The sequence below is a fragment of the Bradyrhizobium sp. Kon37 genome (assembly GCF_055807535.1).
In genome coordinates, this window is sequence record NZ_JBVVOY010000158.1 from 1 (window position 1) to 393 (window position 393).

General features: G+C 36.9%; 1 protein-coding gene. It reads right to left on the minus strand.

Features of this window, described 5'->3' with window-relative positions; translation table 11 throughout:
* Positions 1–393 (minus strand): Arm DNA-binding domain-containing protein (locus tag AC0L3J_RS37580; RefSeq protein WP_473350455.1); only part of this gene is annotated, 393 nt, incomplete at both ends.

Sequence of the window (393 nt, forward strand, 5' to 3'; positions counted from 1 at the left end):
GGATAATCCAAGATCCAACAAAAAAGGAAGAACCGTGCGCACAGTTGATAACTATATCGATATAACGAATATGTGATATCGGGGTACTTTCACAAATTATTATTCTGAGTGTTTTTAATTGTGATTTCGTTTTCTTCATTGTGTTTGTTGTTAACTCTGTCTCTTTAATTTTTGTCCAGATATCACAAAGCTCTCCGAACGTTTTTATGACTCTCGTTGTCACCATTTTTGCCCCAGTGCTGGACTGGGGAAAACGTCTTAAATACTCAAATTCACCGGAGTTTATTTCATGAACTATCAGCGCTCTTAAATTTCCGGCCTTTTTAATATTACTGTTTGTAATCTCCCAGCCTTTTAATGTTTCCCGACATCGTTTTCCTCGAAACATGAACC